This window comes from Corynebacterium sp. SA-MJD20WY100 (assembly GCF_039822565.1).
Taxonomy (GTDB): Bacteria; Actinomycetota; Actinomycetes; order Mycobacteriales; family Mycobacteriaceae; genus Corynebacterium; species Corynebacterium phoceense_A.
Map to the genome: position 1 here is coordinate 1 of NZ_JBCJKS010000030.1, position 20095 is coordinate 20095.

Genomic DNA, 20095 nt, shown 5'->3' on the forward strand with positions numbered 1-20095 from the left:
CATGTCGTCGGGACGTGTTCCGGTGGTGCACGCACTACAACACCACGCGCTTGCACTCGTGGTGCGGCTACCGCTCGCCGAACGCCTTCGAAGCCGACGGATCAGCTACACTTACTATCGCATCTTAATTAAATCCCCGTGTCCACTTTCCGGGGTTCGGGCCCCGGGTCCTTCGGATCCGTGCCAGCGTTGTTCTCATCGGCATCCGAGTAGCCGTCGTTGTCATCATCCGGATCCGTCACGTCCGGCTGGCCATCGCCATCCGTATCGCGCTGCACAGTGATGGTGATAGTCTTCGTCGACTCGTTACCAGCATCATCCTTCGCGGTAATTGTCACCGTGAAGTCGCGAGTCTCCTCAGACTTGCCCCAATCAGTCACCGTCGGGGTACCGGAAATCTGACCATTCGTGTAGGAAACACCACCCGGCAGACCAGTCACACCGGTCACAGAGCCCTCGTTCAGAGTCACCGCGATCGGGTTCATCGGCTGCTTCTCAATCACAGTCGCGCCGTTAGCAGTGATGACCGGACCAGTGGTGTCCACCGGCGCTGGCGCATCTTCAGTAACCCCAGTCTGTGTGAATGCGCCAAAACCATTAAAGCCCGGGGCGTAGTAGGTCTCGTCTTCAGTAACTGCCGAGCCATTGTTCACGTCCATATTGAACGGGAACGACACGGTCACGAGATCCACGTTCGTATTAGCTGCGGAAGACGGAAGGTTGACGTAGACATAGCGCTTATCGGCACTAAACGTCATCGTCGCTGTCACGGTGCCCGCCTTAACCCAACCGGTATCAACTGCGTTACGTCGATCCAATCGAACGCCGACAGAGTCTCCAGTGAGACGATTTTCAAACCCAGGCGTAACTTCAAAGACTAAGGTGCCGACGGTGGGTTGCGTCTGATAGAAGCGTGCACTAACGCTGGTCCGATGATAGTCCTGAGATGCGCGGCCAATCTGCTGAATCCATGCATCAGCCGTAGAAACCTTAGTACCGTCGCTCGTGTACCCCGTGAGCGTAGCCTGAGTCGACTTGGACGCATCAAAAGCCGCGTTGTAGTGCATACCTGAGGTCTGCGGCACGGAAATGGTCTGAGCGTTCGCAACAGAAACATTATGCAGCGCCGGCACGCCAGGAACGGCAACTCCAAGCGCGAGAGCAAACGCGGTCGGAACGACGACCGCGCGGCGCCAGTTAGTCGAACCAGCGCCCGACTTAGAAACGATGGACATTAATAGAAACTCCTAGAATGTTAACTGTTAACACATTTGAGCTGCATTAACGGGTTAGCGGACCTTGTGCAGTCTATGCATATTCTGGGAATGATTCAAATCAAATCTTAGAGTTCTCTCAGCGTTCACGCTGCATAACATGCGGATATGTCAACAATCTAATTCGCACATTTGCATAATATACATCATAATATGTCGACAATTTTGTGTTCCGAGCAGCAGCGTCTCACTCTACGGAACGTGTATGTAATGACAACTCCACGCATGAGAGCGCAAAGTACCTCGCCAATACCGACCCACAAGAGGGCTAGACATCGGCAGCAGAATCCACCACCCGAATCTTCGCCGCCGCCACGTTCGCCTTATCGCGCGCCCCCAATAGCCGTGTCAGCCGTGGCGGTGACCAGACCCAAGCGCCGGCCAGCATTGGCCCCCGGCTTGACACAGAGACGGACGTTTACTTCCTCGAAGACCAGCGCCTCGGCCACGCCCTCAAAAGCAACGTCTTGGATATCGGTCTCCGCGTGGACAATGGCTGCTGTGCCTGAACCTCAGGTCATTGTGGTTAAGCACTGCCCCTTTTATGCAGAAAAAGTCCTCTCTCGACTGCGCCGTCGGACCGCAAACTCACCGTTGAGGCCGTCGATTAGGATTCGAATTTCATCGTTCTCAAATAGCCAGTTAGGTTTCCATAGTTCGTGCGGAGCCCCCTTGGCCACTAGCTCAAAACTCGAAGCAAGCCGATAATGCTTGACGAGGCTAACATAAACAGCTTTTTGAGCCGCATTTTCACAAGCATGTACCTCTTCTTGGCTCACATCGCCTCCGCGTGGGCGCGGCCGTTCTGAGGATTCAATCTCCCACGGGTCTGCGGTCATTGCAGTGCCAGTGGCAGGATCTACGACCGCACAAATCTCTGACCCCTCAAGTTTCCTCATTGGCCCCCGGGCATTCTGTATACGAAAGCGAAACCCTAATAGCCGATACCGATGCAGCGAGAGCTCATCCGCGTAAACCTTACTGTCTGTAACTTGTTGAGCAATGGTTGCAGCGTCACGGTCCGTGACACGTGGGCGCAGGAGAAACGACGTGTCAATCATCAGTTCACCTCTTCTGGGAACTGAACCGAGAGGTTCGATTGTTCTCCGGAGGCTAGCTTGCGCGGAGTAGCTGACACCTGGGCAGCTTCGTCGATAGCGGTGACAATTGCCGGATCAACGGGGTGGCTACGCTGTGTTGCCAAAGAGCCAACAACCATCGCGATGGTGGAACACACAATGCCGGCAAGCATCGGATCGATGCCCGTTGAATCCGGCAACGGCGTGAGCTTCCACACGACTGAGACAACTGAGCCGACAAGCATGGAGGAAATTGCACCCACTTTGTTGGCCCTCTTCCACCAGACCGCGCAAATATAAGACGGCGCGAACGCGGAACCGAGGACCGTAGCGGCGAAGGTCGCCAGAAACAGAACCGTCGGAGGCTGCCACAGTGCAAAGAGAAGTCCTGCGGCAGCCATGATGAGGACGGTCGTTCGGGAGACCTTAACCAAGTCTTTTTCGCCAATATCCTTTCGGAAGAACCGGGAGACCAGATCATGAGCGGCAATCGTGGAGGCCTGCAGCAAGAGGGCATCGGCAGTAGACATGATCGCGGCCATGACGGCGGCCATCACGATCCCCACGGCATAGCTGGGCAAGACGGTCTCCGCCACAGCAAAGATCGCATCTTCGGGTTTCTCAAGATTGGGCACGATAATTAGCGCCAACATTCCCACTAGGTAGGGAGCGGGAATGAACAGGAAGTTGAAGATGGTGGAATAGACACCGGCAGTTCGGGAAATTGACGGCTTCTTCATGGCCATGTGAGAGACCACAACGTGCGGCCAACCCATGTAGCCGATAGAAAAGATCAGGAGTGCGCCGAGAATAAGGCCCCATTCCCCCTTGTACTCACCGTCGGCACCAAACATGGTGAGGAGGTTGGGATTGAGAGCTCCAACCTGCTCGTGGCCCGAGGTGAGACCGCCAACGGACCGCAAGGTCGCAATGAGGATCCACAGCATGCCGATGACCATAATGATGGCCTGCACAAAGTCCGTGTACGCCACTGCGAGGTAGCCGCCCATGAAAGTGTACGAGACGATGACGCCGACGGCGATGATGAGCGCGATCTTGAAGTCAATGCCGGTAACTGAGGCCAGGCCCGCGCCGCCGGCAATGAACTGGCTGAGCAGGTACAGGAACATGCCACCCAGACCCAAGATGGCGGCAATGAAGCGGACCGCGGAGGACTGGTAACGGTGCTCGAGGTATTCAATGGAAGAAATGGAACCCAGGATTTTTGTTAGCTTTCGCATGCGACGCCCCAACACCGAGAGGTTGAGGACACCGCCACCGATGTCACCCAGCGCGTACCACATCCCGTAATAACCCGAGGTGTACCCCAGAGAACCCGCACCGGCGAACATGTAACCGGACATTGAAGACGACTGCAGTCGCAGAGCGGTCACCGCCGGGCCCAAGGAGCGGCCACCGAGGAGATAGTCTTCGGAATTGTCGGTCGACTTGCGCATGGCCCACAGGCCGATCACGATCATCGCAATGAAATACAGAACGAGGAAGAAAATAGCCATGGTCTACTCTTCCTCGTCTGCTTGTGCCCAGCTGCGGGTCAGGATGTAAAATGCCGCCGTGTAGACGGCCCAGAAACCTGGAATGACTATCATTACCGCAGTTGTGAAATCTGGTAGACCAAACATAGTCTCTCGCCTTTCTTCTATGTCGCCTCTATGCGCCTGAGCCATGCACAGCGCAAAAAGGATTTCTCCGGTGTCACAGTCGTTAAATGTTTCGAATCAACTGCCGCCTTGAGCTGCGAATTGATATCAGAATCATCACCCACCCCGCATAGGCGTGACAAGATAGTTTGTGTACCGAAGCCACGACCAAAATGAACACTGTGTAATGCCCTAAACAGGCCGCGTAGCAAAAGCCCGGCATCCAGGAAAATCCTAGATACCGGGCTTAATGCGGAATTTACAAAGAAGCGTCCAACTCGGCGATGGCAGCCTCATAGACATCCAATCCGCGAATCAGGTCTTCTTCGGAGATGATGAGCGGCGGAGCGACATGGACTCCGTTGAAGTGAGTGAACGGCCATACCCCGTGCGACTTGCAGTAGGAAATGAACTGATTCATCGGCGCGGCTTCCTCGCCAGAGGCGTTGAATGGCACAAGCGGTTCACGGGTCTCCTTGTCCTTGACCAACTCAATGGCCCAGAACAATCCAAGGCCGCGGATGTCGCCGACGATGGAGTACTTTTCCTTCCATGCTTCCAAGCGCGGCTTGACGATTTCCTCGCCCAGCTTCTTGACTCGCTCGGGAATCTTCTCTTCTTCGAAAATCTTAAAGGTCTCCACGCCCGGTGCACACGCAAGCGGGTGGCCAGAATAGGTCAGGCCGCCGTTATATGCCTTGGTGGACCACGTCTTCTGGATTTCCTTCGAGATGATCACGCCGCCAAGCGGCACGTAACCGGAATTGACTCCCTTGGCGAAGGTCACGAGGTCCGGGGTCACGTCGAAGTTCTGGAATGCGAAGAGCTCGCCGGTACGGCCGAAGCCCGCCATGACTTCGTCGGCGATATAGACAATGCCGTACTTGTCACACAGTTTGCGCACGCCTGGGAGGAAACCACGCGGCGGCACCAAAATGCCATTCGTGCCCACTACGGTCTCAAGAATGATTGCTGCGATGGTGTCAGCACCTTCCAGAATGATCTGGTCTTCCAGGTGCGCTAGGGCACGCTCGCATTCCTGCTCCTCGGTCTCCGCCCAAAAAGCGGATCGGTACAGGTAGGGGCCGAAGACGTGAACAACGGACGAGTCAGAAGGCTCGTTGCTCCAACGACGCGGGTCGCCCGTGAGCGAAATCGCCGTTGAGGTCGCGCCATGGTAGGAGCGGTACAGGGACATCACCTTGCGGCGCCCCGTGTAGCCACGGGCCATACGCACGGCGTTCTCGTTCGCGTCGGCGCCGCCATTGGTGAAGAACACTGAACCGAACGTGTCGCCGACCGATGCAACAATGCGGGATGCCAGCTCAGCTCGGGTGTCATTCTTGAAACCCGGCTGAATGGTGGCTAGCTTGTCGGCTTGATCCTTGATGGCCTGAATGAGGCGCTGGTTGGAGTGGCCCAGGGCCAAGTTAACCAGCTGGGCCGAGAAGTCGAGGTAGTCGTTACCTTCACGGTCGGTGAAGGTTGCCCCCTCGCCCGACACCACGTCGAGCGGATCAATGAGATCCTGAGCAGACCAAGAGTGAAATACGTTGCCGTCCATTGTGTTGGGCCTTTCTAGTGGGTGGGGAATCCAAGGTTGATTTGTGACTCGCTGGCAAGCGGCCAGCGCTCGGTCACGACCTTGCGTCGGGTGTAGAAGTTGAAAGCCTCCGGACCGTAGATGTGAGTGTCGCCGAACAGCGAGTCCTTCCATCCACCGAACGAGAACGCGCCGATCGGCACGGGGATAGGAACGTTGATGCCGACCATGCCGACTTCGATGTTGAACTCGAATTCGCGGGCCGTGCGGCCGTCGCGGGTGAACACGGCGGTTCCGTTGGCATAGCGGTTGGAGTTAATAAGTTCGACGGCTTCGTCGAACGTATCGACGCGAGCAATGGAGAGCACTGGACCAAAGATCTCCTGGTCGTAGACCTCCATACCCGGCTTGACGTTGTCAATCAGCGTGGGTCCAACGAAGTAGCCTTCCTTAGGCAGGTCGGCCTCGCGGCCGTCCACGAGGACGGTGGCACCGGCCTCTGCGGCGCCGCCGATGATGCCTTCAATGCGCTCCTTGGCCTGGGCGGTGATGACTGGGCCCATCTCGTTGTCGGGATCGGTGCCCGGGCCCACTTTGACGCCGCCGATGCGCTCCTGAATCTTGGCAACGAGTTCGTCGGCGATGTCTCCCACGGGGACCACGACAGACACTGCCATGCAGCGCTCGCCGGCGGAGCCGAAGCCGGCAGAAATGGCGGCATCGGCGGCAGCATCAAGGTCGGCGTCCGGCATGACAACCATATGGTTCTTGGCGCCGCCCAGTGCCTGGCATCGCTTGCCCTGGCTCGTTGCACGCTCGTAAATCGACTTGGCAATGGGGGTCGAACCAACGAAGCTCACGGCCTTAACTGCCGGGGCATCAATAAGCGCCTCAACAGCCTCCTTGTCGCCGTGGACGAGGTTGAGGACACCATCGGGAAGACCGGCCTCATGGAAAGCCTTGACAATCCAGTTCGCGGCGGAAGGGTCGCGCTCGGAAGGCTTGAGAATAACCGTGTTACCTGCGGCGATTGCCGCAGTTACCATCCACAGTGGGACCATAGCCGGGAAGTTGAAGGGAGTAATGCAGGCAACGACACCCACGGGCTGACGGACCTGGTGCACGTTGATGCCTGTCGCGGCCTGCTCCAAGAACTCGCCCTTCATGTGGTGCAGGAGTCCCGCACAGAACTCCACGTTCTCAAGGCCGCGTGCGATTTCGCCTGCGGCATCGGAAGGGACCTTGCCGTGTTCGGCGGAAATGACCTCAGAGAGCTCTTGTCGGCGGGACTCAATGATTTCGCGCAGCTTGAAAAACACTGCGGCGCGCTTGGCCAGACCGGTGGCTCGCCATGCGGGCAGGGCCTCCGAAGCGCGGGCGACCGCCTCTTCAACGGTCGCCACGGTGGCCATCGCCAACTCGCCGGTCTGCTCCCCTGTTGCCGGGTTGTACACGGCACCATAGCGCTCGCTGTCCGAGATTTCCTTGCCATTGATGATGTGTGGGATGACTGTGGTCACTTCCACTCCTTCCAGCCGTCATGATCTGTGATGTCTTCGATGCCAGCCACACACCATGTCCGGCGTGTGAACTACGTACATCGTGGCACCACCAATCCCTCAGCTGAATATGAATAATGTTCCGAATGGAGCGGGAAATTGAACAGATTGTTCAGCCAAAACCTGGCCGGTCAACTGAGGTATCCAGGCCAAATGGATGTCCTCGCAGGTCAGTGCCGCGTCAATATTGACAGAATGTCGAGGCCCGAATAGTCTGACCTCAGAAAACATGTTGGTCGACTGAAAGAAATTGTTCGTGGTTCAGTTTGACGCCTCCCCTATTCGGCTCAGCGACATTCTCGCGCTACCGCCATTAGTCGAAGCCAAGACAGAACTGCTCTGCGGCTCTGACAAACTCGATGCGCCCATTAGATGGGTCCACGTCATTGACACGCCTCGCGGAGGTGAACTCATTGACGGCGGCGAGCTTCTCATGACCACGGGCACGAGTCTGGGCACGAGCGAGTCCGCGCAAAGAGAGGCCATCCAGAGATTCGCGGCCGCCGGTGCCGCCGCCCTACTTGTAGAGATCGGCGTTCATCTTCCCTCGATTCCCGAGGTCGTAGTCCAGCAATGTTCTGCTTTGGGGCTGCCGCTGCTCATTACCCACGGCGAAGTCCGCTTTGTGGAGATCACCGAGGCCGTCCACTCCGCCATCCTTTCGCAGCAGTTCAAACAGGTGGAACAGCTGCAGCGAATCAATGAGTCCTTTTGGGGATTGATGTTCAACGGCGCTCCCCCGGAACAGCTCGTGACGCATGCATCACGCGAATTGGAGTTGCCGGTCATTCTGGAGGATCTCAACCACCGGGTTGTCTATTACGCCGAGGGCCACTTCCTGCCGTCACAGCTGGTGAGCAATTGGGAAAGCCGTTCCCGGCAATGGGCTGTCGAGACGAAGGCAGAGGGCCTCGTGGCCGATCCCGTGTCAGTTTCGGACCCGGATGACGCGTTGACCTCGTGGTGCCTCATCGACATTCAAGCCCAAGACCACCTGTGGGGACGCCTGTTCGTGCGCGGGGCCCGCCCCCAGGATGTCAAGGCTCTGCACATTATGCGGCACGCGGCGATGGCACTGGCCATCGAGCGACTCGGCTCGGCCAATCCGAACGCGTGGACCGACTTGCGGGAGCGGGTGGGACTCGAGCGGCTCCTGCACAATCGTTTCACGACGGTGTCCGGTCAAAAGACCGTGCTGGAAGCATCTGGGTTTGCCACCACAGATCGCAGTATCGTTGCCGCTGAACTACGCACGAACGAGCCGGTCGATGTGGGTGAGGTTCGCTCGGCGCTCGCGTCCATCTCCCCCGACGTCCAGGCGTTGATCGCGTACCACGAGCAGGACACCAATCGGGTGGTGTGCGCCATCAGTGGCGCGAAGCACCGGCACAGTGCGGAGGAGCTTATCGATGCCGCTTTTGCCCGCCTCCGCTCCCTTGGGGTGCCGTTCAATTTTGTGGTTTCGGCTGGCCTCGAGGGCCCCATTGACTTGAGCGCCGCGCTGCACCACATTGCAAGCAGCGAGGTTTCGGTCCCCCACCAAGGCGAGCTCTTGACGTGGTCGCGCAAGAATCAGTTCCAGGAACTTGTCGCAAATCTGCACGACGACGTGCGTTTTCAATCCTACGCGGAGGAGATCCTCAGTCCCCTGCTGTTGCATGACTCCCGCAACGGAACGGACTTGGTGCAGACCCTGCGCGCCATCGTGGAGTACCCCGCCTCCCGCTCCGCCGCGGCCGACACTCTTCATCTGTCGCGCACGGCGTTGTATTCGCGGATCTCTGCTATCGAGCGCATCCTCGACGCGGATCTTGCCAACGGCCAGTCCTTCTTCTCCCTGTCTGTGGCCGTGCGAAGCTACTTGGGCAAGTAACCCGCACTGCACATCACTAGCAGCACCGAGGCCCGTTCCGGCACGAGTACTTGAGCACTGTGCAGGAACGGGCCTTCGTGGAGGAATCCTCCCCGCTGCGAGTCGGGCCAGGCAATAAGCGTGTGTACCTATCGCCGCTTCAGTGACCTAGACGCGAATCACTGCGGGAAGGAAGATTTTAGGGCGCAACAATGGGGCCGTATGCGTCCGGGCGACGGTCCCGGTAGAACTGCCAGTCGTAGCGAGTGCGGCGGATTTCGTCCATGTCCACCGTTGCGACGATGAGCTCTTCCTCCTTCGTGCTGGCAGGTCCCGCGACGTAATTGCCCTTGGGGTCAACGATGTAGGAGGACCCGTAGAACTCCACTGCCTCGTCGCCAAACTCGTCGGATTCAATGCCCACGCGGTTGGGGACACACACGAAGTAGCCGTTTGCCGCCGCCGCGGCGGGCTGCTCGATCTCCCACAGGCGATTCGACAGGCCCGGCTTGGACGCATTGGGGTTGAACACAATCTCGGCGCCGTTGAGGCCTAGGTTGCGCCAGCCTTCTGGGAAGTGGCGGTCGTAGCAGATCGTGACGCCCACCTTGCCGACCGCGGTGTCGAACACCGGCCATCCCAGATTGCCCGGGCGGAAATAGAACTTTTCCCAGAAGCGATCGACGTTCGGAATGTGGTGCTTGCGGTACTTGCCGGCAATGGTTCCGTCGGCGTCGATGACCACGGCGGTGTTGTACAGCACGCCGGTGCGTTCTTCCTCGTAGATGGGAAGCACGATGACCATGCCCAGCTCTTTGGCCAGGGCCTGGAAACGCTCGACGGTGGGGCCCGGAATCGGCTCTGCGTAGTCGTAGTATTTCGTGTCTTGGACAATTCCGAAGTACGGGCCGTAGAACAACTCCTGGTAGCAGATAACCTGCGCACCTTGGGCGGCCGCGTCACGAGTGAGCTGCTCGTGCTTGGCAATCATTGACTCCTTATCGCCAGTCCAGGTGGTCTGGGTCAGTGCGATGGTCACGTTGGACATTATGTTCTCCTAGTCCTTGATTGTTGTGGTGTCGGGTTGTTTGGGTGAGGCGCGCTCTCAGGGACCGCCGCGGGACAATGTTCCCGGCACCACAGTCGCAGCAGTCGCGCCAGGTCGAGAATTAAACAGCCGAGCTGGCATGGGCAAGCTCCTCTGTGGACTCGACATCCTCGTTGCGGAACGGGACAGTCACTTCTGCCTCCCGCTTGTGAAGGGAGGCGAGGTTAAGTACTAGGTACACCAGAAGGCCGACGGCAAAGCTCACCAGCCAGTTGTAGTCGTAAAAGACCTTGAGGAAAGGCACGAAGCCGTCGGCCGGGAATGGGCCCGATTTCACACCGTCGGACACGGGCGAATATGCGCCGCCGACGGCAAAGAACGCGCCGACGAGGAAGGCCACGATGGCCTTTATGTTGAAGCCTCCGGTGTACCAGTACTTAGATCCTGGCACGAACAATGCCGGTACATCCAGGTTCGTCTTCCGCAGGATCCAGTAGTCAACCACCATGATGCCGCCGATGGCGCCGGTGATGCCGCCGTAGAAGCCCAGCCACACGAACACGTAGGACTCCGGATTGGAGAGTAGCTTCCACGGCAGCATGATCGTGCCGAGAACCATTACCAAGAACACCCCGCGGCGGAAGTCAATAACCTTGGGGAAGGCGTTCGTCATGTCCAGTGCAGGTCCAACCATGTTTGCCGCGACGTTCGTGGAAAAGTTGGCCAGCACAATGATGAGGGAGCCAATGACCACCACGATGGGGTTGCCCAAGGTTCCGACGAGGGCATCGGGGCTCCACAAGCTGGTGGGGTCGACCTTGAACACGACTGCAGCGGTGGACGTCACCAGAATGGCCACCATGGAGAAGGCGAACATGGAGGTGGGAAGACCAATGATTTGTCCGCGTAGCTGCGAACGCTGATCCTTGGCAAAGCGAGTGAAGTCCGGCATGTTCAGGGAAAGCGTGGCCCAGAATGCAATGTTGGCCATGAGTCCCGGGGGAAAGACGCCGAGCCAGAAGTCGCGGCCCCATCCCACCTGGGAGGGCTGGCTGATGAGCGGTCCCAAATCGCCGCGCGAGCGAACGAGCAGGTACACCAGCAGCACGATGAGGGCCACCGAAATGAGGGGCGCGGCCAGCTGCTGCAGTCGCTTGATGGCACCGAATCCGCGGACGATGACCCAAACCTGCCCCACGGCGCACAGGAGGAAGCAGGCCCACAGAGTGATGCGCTGCTCGCCAACGAAGCCGAGAGACACGACGGGAGCGTCGGCCCACGCCGACCCAAAGATGACCCCGCACGCTAGGTCAAGCGCGAGGGCGGTCAGCCACGTCTGAATGCCTGCCCACCCGCAGCCGACGAGGGCGCGGAGGAGGGCGGGAACGTTGGAGCCGCGGATGCCGAAGCTAGAGCGGGTAAAGACCGGGAAGGAAATTCCATGCTTGGCGCCGGCGTGGCTGTTGAACAGCATGGGAATCAGGATGATGAGGTTGGCCAGCACGATAGTGAAGACGGACTGCAGCCAGTTCATGCCCATCGCGATGAGAGAGGCCGCGAGGGTCCACGTTGCCGCATTGATGGCCATGCCCACCCACAAGGCGAGGTAGGTGGCGGAGCTCCAGGATCGCGCAGAACGAGGGATCGGCCGGAGGTCGGGATTGATGAGTCCCCTGGACACGGGGGGTTGAGTTGGCGAGGTTATCGTAGACATGACGGGAGACACCCTTTCAAGGTCCCGGCGGTTGTCCGGGACACAGTGGAAATCGCTTACTATTCACGCTCACGCTGCAGGGTTGCGCTGAGCACTGCCTGTGGGGAGGCTCCTTCTTTGGGGCTACGAGGGGCGCGGATGTACCGGCTGCTAATGAATGTCGATGCCCACCTTCTTGCGGTATTCAGTCATGACCGACCAGTCATCGGCCACGGCGGGGTTGGCCGCCGTCAGCTCGTTCCAGGTCACCGCCTCACGCCCGGAGTCCACGGTGACCATGTCGATGCAGCCCTGGACCGGGCACACGTTGGCACACAGGGCACATCCGACGCAGTCGGACTCGCGCACCTGCGGAACGGGGCGAATGTCCAGGGTCTTCTTGCCGTTGATGGTGGGGTCGATTCCCGGCGCGACGATGGCCCCGTCGGGCCCCACTAGGTCGATGCACTGGTGGGCCGTGTCGTGGCAGGCGGTGACGCACAGGTTGCAGCCGATGCACTTGTCGCGGTTGATACGAGCCACCGACTTGTGGGCCAGATTGAGGTCGTTGAACTTTCCATGCGTCCCCAGCGCGCGACCGCGGAAGTCTTCGATGGTGGCAAAGCCCTTGTCATCCATCCAGTTGCTCAGCCCCTCGCAGAGGTCCTCGATGATGCGGAAGCCATGAGTCATGGCCGCGGTGCAGACCTGCAGGGATGTAGCACCCAGGAGCAGGAACTCTGCTGCATCACGCCACGTGGAGATACCGCCCATACCTGAAACAGGGACTCCGGAGGCGATGACTTCCTCATCATGCATGACCTCCGTGAGCATGTGCAGCGCGATGGGCTTGGCCGCAGGTCCCGCCATGCCGCCGTGGGTCGAGCGACCGCCGATGTTAGGCGAAACCATAAACGTGTCAAGGTCGACCTTCGACACGGAGTTAATGGTGTTGATGAGGCTGAGGGCATTGCCGCCACCCGCGAGGCCGGCACGCGCCGACACCGTGATGTCGGTGATGTTCGGCGTGAGCTTGACGATGACCGGAACGGATGCCGCGGAGGTGGCCAGCTGGGTATTGAGCTCACACAACGCGGGATTTTGTCCGACAGCCGAGCCCAAGCCTCGCTCGGACATGCCCTGGGGGCAGCCGAAGTTGAGCTCGATGCCGTCGGCACCCGCGTTTTCGGCGGCCGTCACGTAGTAGTCCCACGTCTCGGGCTTGGCGTCGACCATGATGGAAACGATGAGCGCGCGATCCGGCCACTTGTTCTTGATTTCTTCGATCTCCCGGAGGTTCGTCTCCAGCGGACGGTCCGAAATCACCTCAACGTTGTTGATGGCCAGCATGCGCTTGCCTTCTTTGGTGAAGGAACCGTAGCGATTGGAAATGTTGAGCACCGGCGGGCCGATGGTCTTCCACACCACGCCACCCCAGCCGGCTTCGAAGGCCTTGTCTACCTGGTATCCGGAGTTGGTGGGCGGCGCGGACGCGAGCCAGAAGGGGTTGGGACTCGTAATGCCAGCAAAGTTGGTTGTGAGGTCAGCCATGATTTACTTTCCTTCTAAGAAGCGAGTGATGGACTGAGCTGCGAGTTTTCCGTCCTGCACGGCCATGACGGTGGAGGCGTCGCCGGTGACGCGGACCGCATCACCGCCGGCGAAGACGTTGTCGAAGGGTTGGGTGGAGAGGAACTCTCGGACATCGAAGTATCCGCGGTTAAGGCCGAGGCCGAATCCCGTCTCGTCGGTGTACTTTTCCTGGCCAATAGCGGAGAGAACGACGTCGCAGGGAATCACGATGTCGTCTTCACCCGACGGCTCAACTAAGACGCGTCCGTCCGCGCCCGGTGCCGTCGCCCGCATGCGGGTGCAGCGCAGTCCGGTCACGGCGCCGCTGTCGCCGGTGATGACTTCCGCGGGGTTTGCCAAGAACTGGAATTCAATTCCGAATCCCGTTGCGAATTCGTACTCGGCGTCAAAGGCGGTCATTTCCTCCGGCGTGCGGCGGTACACGACTGTTGCCTGGGCACCGAGCTGACGTGCTGTCGTGGCGGCATCGATGGCCGTGTTGCCGGCGCCGATGACGGCCACCCGCGTGGGGGCATCGACAGTGTCCGGCGCAGTCTTGAATCGCGCGATGAACTCCAGGCCATCGATGATGGCGTCGCCGCCAGGAATGTCCAACACCGGCACCGTGCCCAAACCAGTGGCGAGGAAGACCGCGTCGAATTCGCTCGCTGCCTGAGCAAGCTGCTCGGCCGAGGTAAGTTCCGTGTTGGTTTTGATCTCAACGCCCAGCTCTTTGACCATATCCACCTCGTGGAGAGCGACTTCAATGGGTTCGCGGAGGGTGATAATGCCGTAAGTGGAAAGACCACCGGGCTTCTCACTGCGCTCCCAGACCTCGACCGCATGCCCATCCTGGGCCAGGGTCGCGGCGGCGGACAGTCCGGCGGGCCCGGAGCCGACTACAAGAACCCTCTTTCCAGTGGAGGTTCCGGGTTCGAAGGGCGCCTTTCCGGTGTCCGCCAAGTGGTCCGTGGCGAACCTCTGGAGACGGCCGATGGAGATGGGACGGTCGGTCTTGTTCAGGACGCAGGCTCCCTGGCACAGCTCCTCCACCGGGCACACGCGGGCGCACGTCCCACCCAGGAAGTTGTCGCGCAGAATGGTCTTCGCGGAGCCAGTGACGTTACCTGTGTCGATCTTCTTGATGAAGCCCGGAATGTCGATATGGGTGGGGCACGCCTGCATGCAGGGAGCATCTGCACAGTAAAGGCAGCGTTCGGCTTCGAACTGCGCCTCTTCCGGCGTCAATGGCGGATGAATCTCCTCCCGCAAGGCGGGAAAGGGAAGTTGAGTCGTCATTGGAGCGCACATCCTTTTCTGAGTGGGTGGACTGTGATGTCTGTTCGAGTTCGAGTGCTGGAGGCTAGCTCTCCACCGCCGCGGTCTTGCTCGTCATCGAGCGCAGGAGGAGAACGGAGCAGAAGCCGAGCACCACACCGATGGGCCAGCTAAAGGAGGCCAGGGTGGCAAACGTCGGGACCAGGGCGATGACCAGGGTGATGAGGCCGCAGACGGCGAAGGCGGCGATGTATGCGACGTTGAAGCCCTTGGAGTAGTGGTAGAGGCCGGAGGGTGCGGAGGTGTACAGGTCCTTGACCACGAACGTGGAGCGCTTCACGAGGTAGAAGTCCGCGATGATGATGCCGAAGAGCGGGCCGATGAGGGCACCCACGCCGCCGAGGAAGTAGTTGATGATGACTGGGTTGGAGTACATGCGCCACGGCATGACCACGACGGAGAGCACCGCGGTGATGAGGCCGCCAATCTTGAAGGTGATGACCCTCGGGGCCAGGTGAGCGAAGTCGAAGGATGCCGAGACGAAGTTGCAGATGATGTTGACTCCGACCTGGGCCAGGGCGACAGCCAGGGTGGACACGAGCAGGAGGGTCACGGAGTCGAGGTCACCGAGGAGAAGAATTGGGTCGGTGACGGCCTTGCCGTACACCTCAGCAGAGGCGATGCCGATGACCACGGAGATGAGGGCGAAGGCGATGCCGTTGCACAACAGGCCGAGGGCGTTTCCCTTGCGTACCGAGGACTCGGAGGAGGACATGCGGGTGAAGTCCGCAAAGTTCAGCATCGGGCCTGCCATGTACGCCAGGACCAAGGAGGCGACGGCGAGCACTGCGACGACGGCGGAGCTGCCGGTCAGCACGGTGTCGGACATCGTGTAGTTCCAGTCCAGCTTCCAATCTGCGCGGGCGAGCGTCCACAGGGCGAGGGCGATCATGGCCACCCAGATGGTCGGACCGGCAAGGTCGGACATGCGGCGGACGGTTTCCATGCCGCGGTGCAGCACGAAGAGCTGCGCTGCCCACAAGACCAACAGGCACAGCCAGCCCAGCTGAGTCAGGCCCAACACGGTGGTCTCATTGAGGGACTGCGCGCCCGGGATGATCTTGAGGACAAGGATGAGCACCGCCTGGGAAGCCAGGTACGTCTGGATGCCGTACCAGCACACCGCCACGATGGCGCGGAGGAATGCAGGAATGTTGGCGCCGTTGACGCCGAAGGCGAGGCGGGCGAAGACGGGGAATGGCACTCCCACGCGCTGGCCGGCGATGCCCATGAGGTTTGAGGCTCCCCACATGGCCACCATGCCGATGGTCATGCCGAGCAGCGCCTGCCAGCCGTTGAGCCCCATGGCCATGAATCCCACGGCCATCGCATAGCCGCCCAGCGAGTGCCAGGCGCTCATCCACCAGTTGAAGAGGCTTCCAGTGCCCCACTTGCCTGCGCCGGTTCGCGGCGCGATATCCGCGTTGAACAGGCGGCCGTTAGAAATGTGGTGGCTCTCCAAGCCATGCTCCGCGCGCCAGCTGGAGATCAGGTGGCGCGGCATGCCGTGGGCCTCGACCTCTGTGGGGGTGGAGGTCTCCACAGTATTCGACCCTTGTGCCTGCGGGTTCTTGATGATGGTCATGATCAGTTCCTTTGAAGTCTTGTGAAGTCGAGTCGTGCTAAAGAACTAGAGCTCGGTGAGTTGTGGAGTGCCTTAGGACTTGAGGTGGTCAAGCTCGCCCGTCAGCAGGCGAGAAACGATGTCGGTGTGGACGATGAGGCCCTGGACCAAGTCCTCGTCCGCAGTGAACTCACGTTCGCAATGGGAAACGCCGCCCTCCGAGGGGACAAACGTCATGACGGTGGGAACCTTGCGGTTGAGCGGCACAGAGTCGTGGCCTGCCATCGTCTCGATGCGCATGCAACTGATTCCAGTGTTGGCCGCGGCCTTTTCAGTGAGGACCACGCCGTCTTCGGGGTATCGCTGGTGGTCACGGATGTCGAAATCGACTGGAGTGATGGAAATATCTCGGGCCCGGGCAACCTCGTCACAGTAGTCAACGAGGATCTGGCGGGCCTTCTCGACGTCTTCGCGGCGGTGGGCTCGCAGGTCGATGACCAGGTTGACCTCGCGCGGGACCACGATGGGCGAGTTGGGCTCCACGTCGAACTGGCCCACCGAGGTGACGATCTGCTCCTCCTCGAATTCCTCGACGACTTGCTCAGTCTTGAGGACGAGGAGCGCCGCAGCGGGTAGGGCGTCGTGGCGGTCGCTCATGATGGTCGCGCCGGTATGAGACTGCTCGCCCTGAACCTTGACGTACAGCTTTTGGGTGTACCACGACTGGGTCACTGCACCGATGGCCGTTTCGTGGCGCTCCAGCAGGCGTCCCTGCTCAATGTGGATTTCGGCGTAGGCGGCCGGCACCGGCGGCTCGTCGGTGCCCAGGTAGCCGATGGACTCCAGGGCCTCCTTGACCGTGATACCCTTGGGATCTTGTACTGCGAGCATTTCCTCGCGGTCGAAGAATCCGCACATGACGGACGAGCCCATGATGGACGGCGCGAATCGCGCACCCTCCTCGTTGAACCAGTCCACGACCGCCAGGTTGTATTCGGGGGTCAGTTCGCCCGACTCGACCTGCTTCTTGAGCTCGAGTGCGGCGTGGAAGGCGGCGATAACGCCGAAGCAACCGTCAAAACGGCCGCCCAGCGGCTGGGAGTCGAGGTGCGAGCCGGTGAGGACATAATCCTTGGAGTCATCAAACGTAAGGAGCGCGAAGACGTTGCCAATGGAGTCGACGCGTACCTCGAAGCCCTCTTCCTTCGCACGGGCGGTGAACCAGTCTCGGATCTTTCCGTGGTCTGCGGTGCCGGCCTGCCTGTCGACGCCATTGTTCTCGGTGGCGCCGAACTGCCACGTCTCGTGGAAGTCGGTCAAAAACTTTTCGGTGTCTTGAGAAATTGCGGTTGTCATGTGTGCTCCTTCAACATGCACTGCGAATTGTGGGTGATGAAATCCGGCGGCTAGACCAGGTACTGGCAGGCCTCGCGCTTGATGTAGCGCCCGTGACCCTTGTCACCGAGGTACTCTCCGTTGTCGATGAGGACGCGGCCGCGGGACAGGACGGTGTCCACATGCCCGTCGACCTCGAAGCCCTCCCATGCGGAGTAGTCCATGTTCATGTGGTGAGTCTTGTTCAGGCCGATGGAGGTGTGTCCGTTCGGGTCGTAGACGACGATGTCGCCGTCCGCGCCAGGTTGGATGACACCCTTCTGTCCGTACATGCCGAACATGCGGGCCGGGGTGGTCGAGGTGAGCTCGACCCAACGCTCGAGGGTGATCTCACCGGTCACGACGCCCTGGTACATGACGTCCATGCGGTGCTCGACGGAACCGATGCCGTTCGGGATCTTGGAGAAGTCGCCGATACCCATTTCCTTTTGGCCCTTGAAGCAGAACGGGCAGTGGTCGGTGGCCACGGTCTGGATGTCGTTGGTGCGCAGCGCCTTCCAAATGTTGTCTTGATGTCCCTCTGCTTTGGAACGCAGCGGCGTGGAGCAGACGTACTTGGCTCCCTCGAAGCCCGGTGCGCCGAGGTGCTCCTCAAGGGACATGTACAGGTACTGCGGGCAGGTCTCACCGAAGACGTTCTGGCCTTCGTTGCGGGCGGCGGCGAGCTGCTCGACGGCCTGCTTGGCGGACACGTGCACGACATACAGCGGCGCATTGGTGACGTTGGCCAGCATGATGGCTCGGTGGGTCGCTTCCTCCTCCATTTGCCACGCGCGCGCCACGCCGTGGTAGTAGGGATCCGTCTTGCCTTGCGCCAGCAGCTCCTCCACCATGGCGTCAATGGCGGGGCCGTTCTCGGCGTGCATCATGGAGAGCAATCCCGTGTCTGCGGCCTTGCGCATAGCCTTGTAGATCTGGGCGTCGTCGGAATAGAACACGCCCGGGTAGGCCATGAACAGCTTGAAGCTGGACACGCCCTCATCCATGAGCTTGTCCATGGCGTCCAGAGAATCCTTGTTGACCTCGCCGATGATCTGGTGAAAGCCGTAGTCAATGGCACACTCGCCGGCAGCCTTCTCATGCCACTCGGCCAGGCTCTCCATGACCTGTTCCCCGTGCTTTTGTACCGCGAAGTCCACGATCGATGTGGTGCCGCCCCACGCTGCGGCTCGGGAGCCGGTCTCGAAGGTATCCGATGCCTCGGTCCCTCCGAACGGCATCTGCATGTGCGTGTGCGCGTCAATGCCGCCGGGAATGACGTACTTGTCGGTCGCGTCAATGCGGACGTCAACGTTCTCGGCGAGGTTTTCGCCAAAGGTCTTAGCCCCGGGCGCGAGTACCGCAACGATTTTCTCGTCTTCGATGAGAACGTCAGCCTTTCCCTTGCCGGTCGCGCTGACGACTGTGCCGCCGTGAATCAAAGTCGTTGCCATGAGTGCTCCTCCTCAAAGTGAATAGAAACTGAAGACCACCGCCCTCAATTTCTATCTGTCGAACTATAGATAAAAGAATGCACCCTACCTCACCCGCCCACAAGGTCCTATCTGTTCATTTAATGATGCAAATCTTTACAGTGTGACAACCCCGCCCCGATCGAGGTTCCTCAGGTCACAAAATGCCAGTTCTTGACCAATTTCCATGTGGCAAGGGACACAAAGTTACACTCCCCGAGGCACCCGAGATTACCTGGCTCCCCTTACCCCACCGAAAACTGTCCACCCCACCATTCACGCCGGCAGCGCCGCCGGCGTCTCCCCTTTCAAGTGCTCTAAGAGTCTTGCGAATCCACTACCCGAATCTTCGCCGCCGCCAAGTTCGCCTTATCGCGCGCCTCAGTAGCCGTGTCCGCCGTGGCGGTCACCAAGCCCAGGCGCCGGCCGGCATACGCACCCGGCTTACCAAACAGACGCACGTCGACTTCCTCGAAGGCCAGCGCCTCCGCCACGCCCTCAAAAGCGACGTCCTGAATATCGGTCTCCGCGTGAATCACGGCCGCCGCACCCGGCGAGGTCATCGTGACATCAATCGGGAAGCCCAAGATAGCGCGGGCGTGTAGCTCAAACTCGCTGAAGCGCTGCGTGCGCAGCGTCAGCAGCGCGGAATCAATCGGCCGCGGGGAAATAGAAGAGAAGTACACCTCATCGCCGGCCACGAAGAGCTCCACGCCGTAAACGCCGCGCCCGCCCAGCTCATTACTAATACGCGCCGCCACGGAGCGCGCGTTGCCCAGCGCCGCCTCAGACATCGGCAGCGGCTGCCACGTCTCCACCAGGTCGCCATTGAGGTGCTTGTGCCCGATGGGCTCGCTGAACCACGTGGCCATCTCCCCCGTGGCCGGATCAATAGAACGCACGGGCCCGAACCCCGGAAAGTGGACACGGGGATTTAATTAAGATGCGATAGTAAGTGTAGCTGATCCGGTGGCTTCGAAGGCGTTCGGCGAGCGGTAGCCGCACCACGAGTGCAAGCGCGTGGTGTTGTAGTGCGTGCACCACCGAAACACGTCCCGACGACATA

General features: G+C 59.9%; 12 protein-coding genes and 3 pseudogenes. 2 read left to right on the forward strand and 13 right to left on the reverse strand.

The genetic code is table 11. The features are described from left to right. Positions 1–128: pseudogene (locus tag ABJ196_RS12110) on the forward strand (IS3 family transposase); the annotation flags it as partial. Here ABJ196_RS12110 and ABJ196_RS12115 read toward each other — a convergent pair. The 4 genes from ABJ196_RS12115 to ABJ196_RS12130 form a co-directional block, all read right to left on the reverse strand. Then, positions 129–1235, reverse strand: a complete 1107-nt coding sequence (locus ABJ196_RS12115; RefSeq protein ID WP_347307444.1) for a thrombospondin type 3 repeat-containing protein — start codon at positions 1233–1235, stop codon at positions 129–131. A 1099-nt stretch (positions 1236–2334) separates the two neighbouring features. Next, a complete protein-coding gene (locus tag ABJ196_RS12120) occupies positions 2335–3870 on the reverse strand; it encodes a sodium/proline symporter (protein ID WP_347307446.1) in 1536 nt (511 codons plus the stop codon). Between the two features lie 403 nt (positions 3871–4273). Next, positions 4274–5578 (reverse strand): aspartate aminotransferase family protein, encoded by a 1305-nt coding sequence (locus ABJ196_RS12125; RefSeq protein WP_347307448.1) that lies wholly within the window; start codon positions 5576–5578, stop codon positions 4274–4276. A gap of 14 nt (positions 5579–5592) precedes the next feature. After that, on the reverse strand, positions 5593–7077 hold the full coding sequence (locus ABJ196_RS12130; protein WP_347307450.1) for a CoA-acylating methylmalonate-semialdehyde dehydrogenase: 1485 nt from the start codon (positions 7075–7077) through the stop codon (positions 5593–5595). A gap of 295 nt (positions 7078–7372) precedes the next feature. Here ABJ196_RS12130 and ABJ196_RS12135 point away from each other — a divergent pair, with 295 nt between their 5' ends. After that, positions 7373–8989: a PucR family transcriptional regulator gene (locus tag ABJ196_RS12135; protein ID WP_347307452.1), complete on the forward strand. Its 1617-nt coding sequence runs from the start codon at positions 7373–7375 to the stop codon at positions 8987–8989. Between the two features lie 178 nt (positions 8990–9167). Here ABJ196_RS12135 and ABJ196_RS12140 read toward each other — a convergent pair whose 3' ends face one another. The 9 genes and pseudogenes from ABJ196_RS12140 to ABJ196_RS12180 form a co-directional block, all read right to left on the reverse strand. Then, positions 9168–10016, reverse strand: coding sequence for a nitrilase-related carbon-nitrogen hydrolase (locus ABJ196_RS12140; protein WP_347307454.1), 849 nt, complete (start codon positions 10014–10016; stop codon positions 9168–9170). Positions 10017–10137: 121 nt separating this feature from the next. Further along, positions 10138–11697, reverse strand: a complete 1560-nt coding sequence (locus tag ABJ196_RS12145; protein ID WP_347307456.1) for an NCS1 family nucleobase:cation symporter-1 — start codon at positions 11695–11697, stop codon at positions 10138–10140. Positions 11698–11880: 183 nt separating this feature from the next. Then, on the reverse strand, positions 11881–13260 hold the full coding sequence (gene preA / locus ABJ196_RS12150) for an NAD-dependent dihydropyrimidine dehydrogenase subunit PreA (RefSeq protein ID WP_347307458.1): 1380 nt from the start codon (positions 13258–13260) through the stop codon (positions 11881–11883). A 3-nt stretch (positions 13261–13263) separates the two neighbouring features. Then, positions 13264–14580: an NAD(P)-dependent oxidoreductase gene (locus ABJ196_RS12155; RefSeq protein ID WP_347307460.1), complete on the reverse strand. Its 1317-nt coding sequence runs from the start codon at positions 14578–14580 to the stop codon at positions 13264–13266. 64 nt (positions 14581–14644) lie between these two features. Further along, a complete protein-coding gene (locus ABJ196_RS12160) occupies positions 14645–16204 on the reverse strand; it encodes an NCS1 family nucleobase:cation symporter-1 (RefSeq protein ID WP_347307462.1) in 1560 nt (519 codons plus the stop codon). Positions 16205–16276: 72 nt separating this feature from the next. Further along, positions 16277–17539 carry a M20 family metallo-hydrolase gene (locus ABJ196_RS12165; RefSeq protein WP_347307464.1) on the reverse strand — a complete coding sequence of 421 codons (1263 nt, stop codon included), beginning with the start codon at positions 17537–17539 and terminating at the stop codon, positions 16277–16279. Positions 17540–17589: 50 nt separating this feature from the next. Beyond that, entirely contained in the window at positions 17590–19011 is a 1422-nt protein-coding gene (gene hydA, locus ABJ196_RS12170) for a dihydropyrimidinase (protein ID WP_347307466.1), read from the reverse strand. Positions 19012–19346: 335 nt separating this feature from the next. Beyond that, positions 19347–19931 (reverse strand): annotated as a pseudogene (locus ABJ196_RS12175) (ATP-grasp domain-containing protein); the annotation flags it as partial. Between the two features lie 36 nt (positions 19932–19967). Beyond that, a pseudogene (locus ABJ196_RS12180) lies at positions 19968–20095 on the reverse strand (IS3 family transposase); the annotation flags it as partial.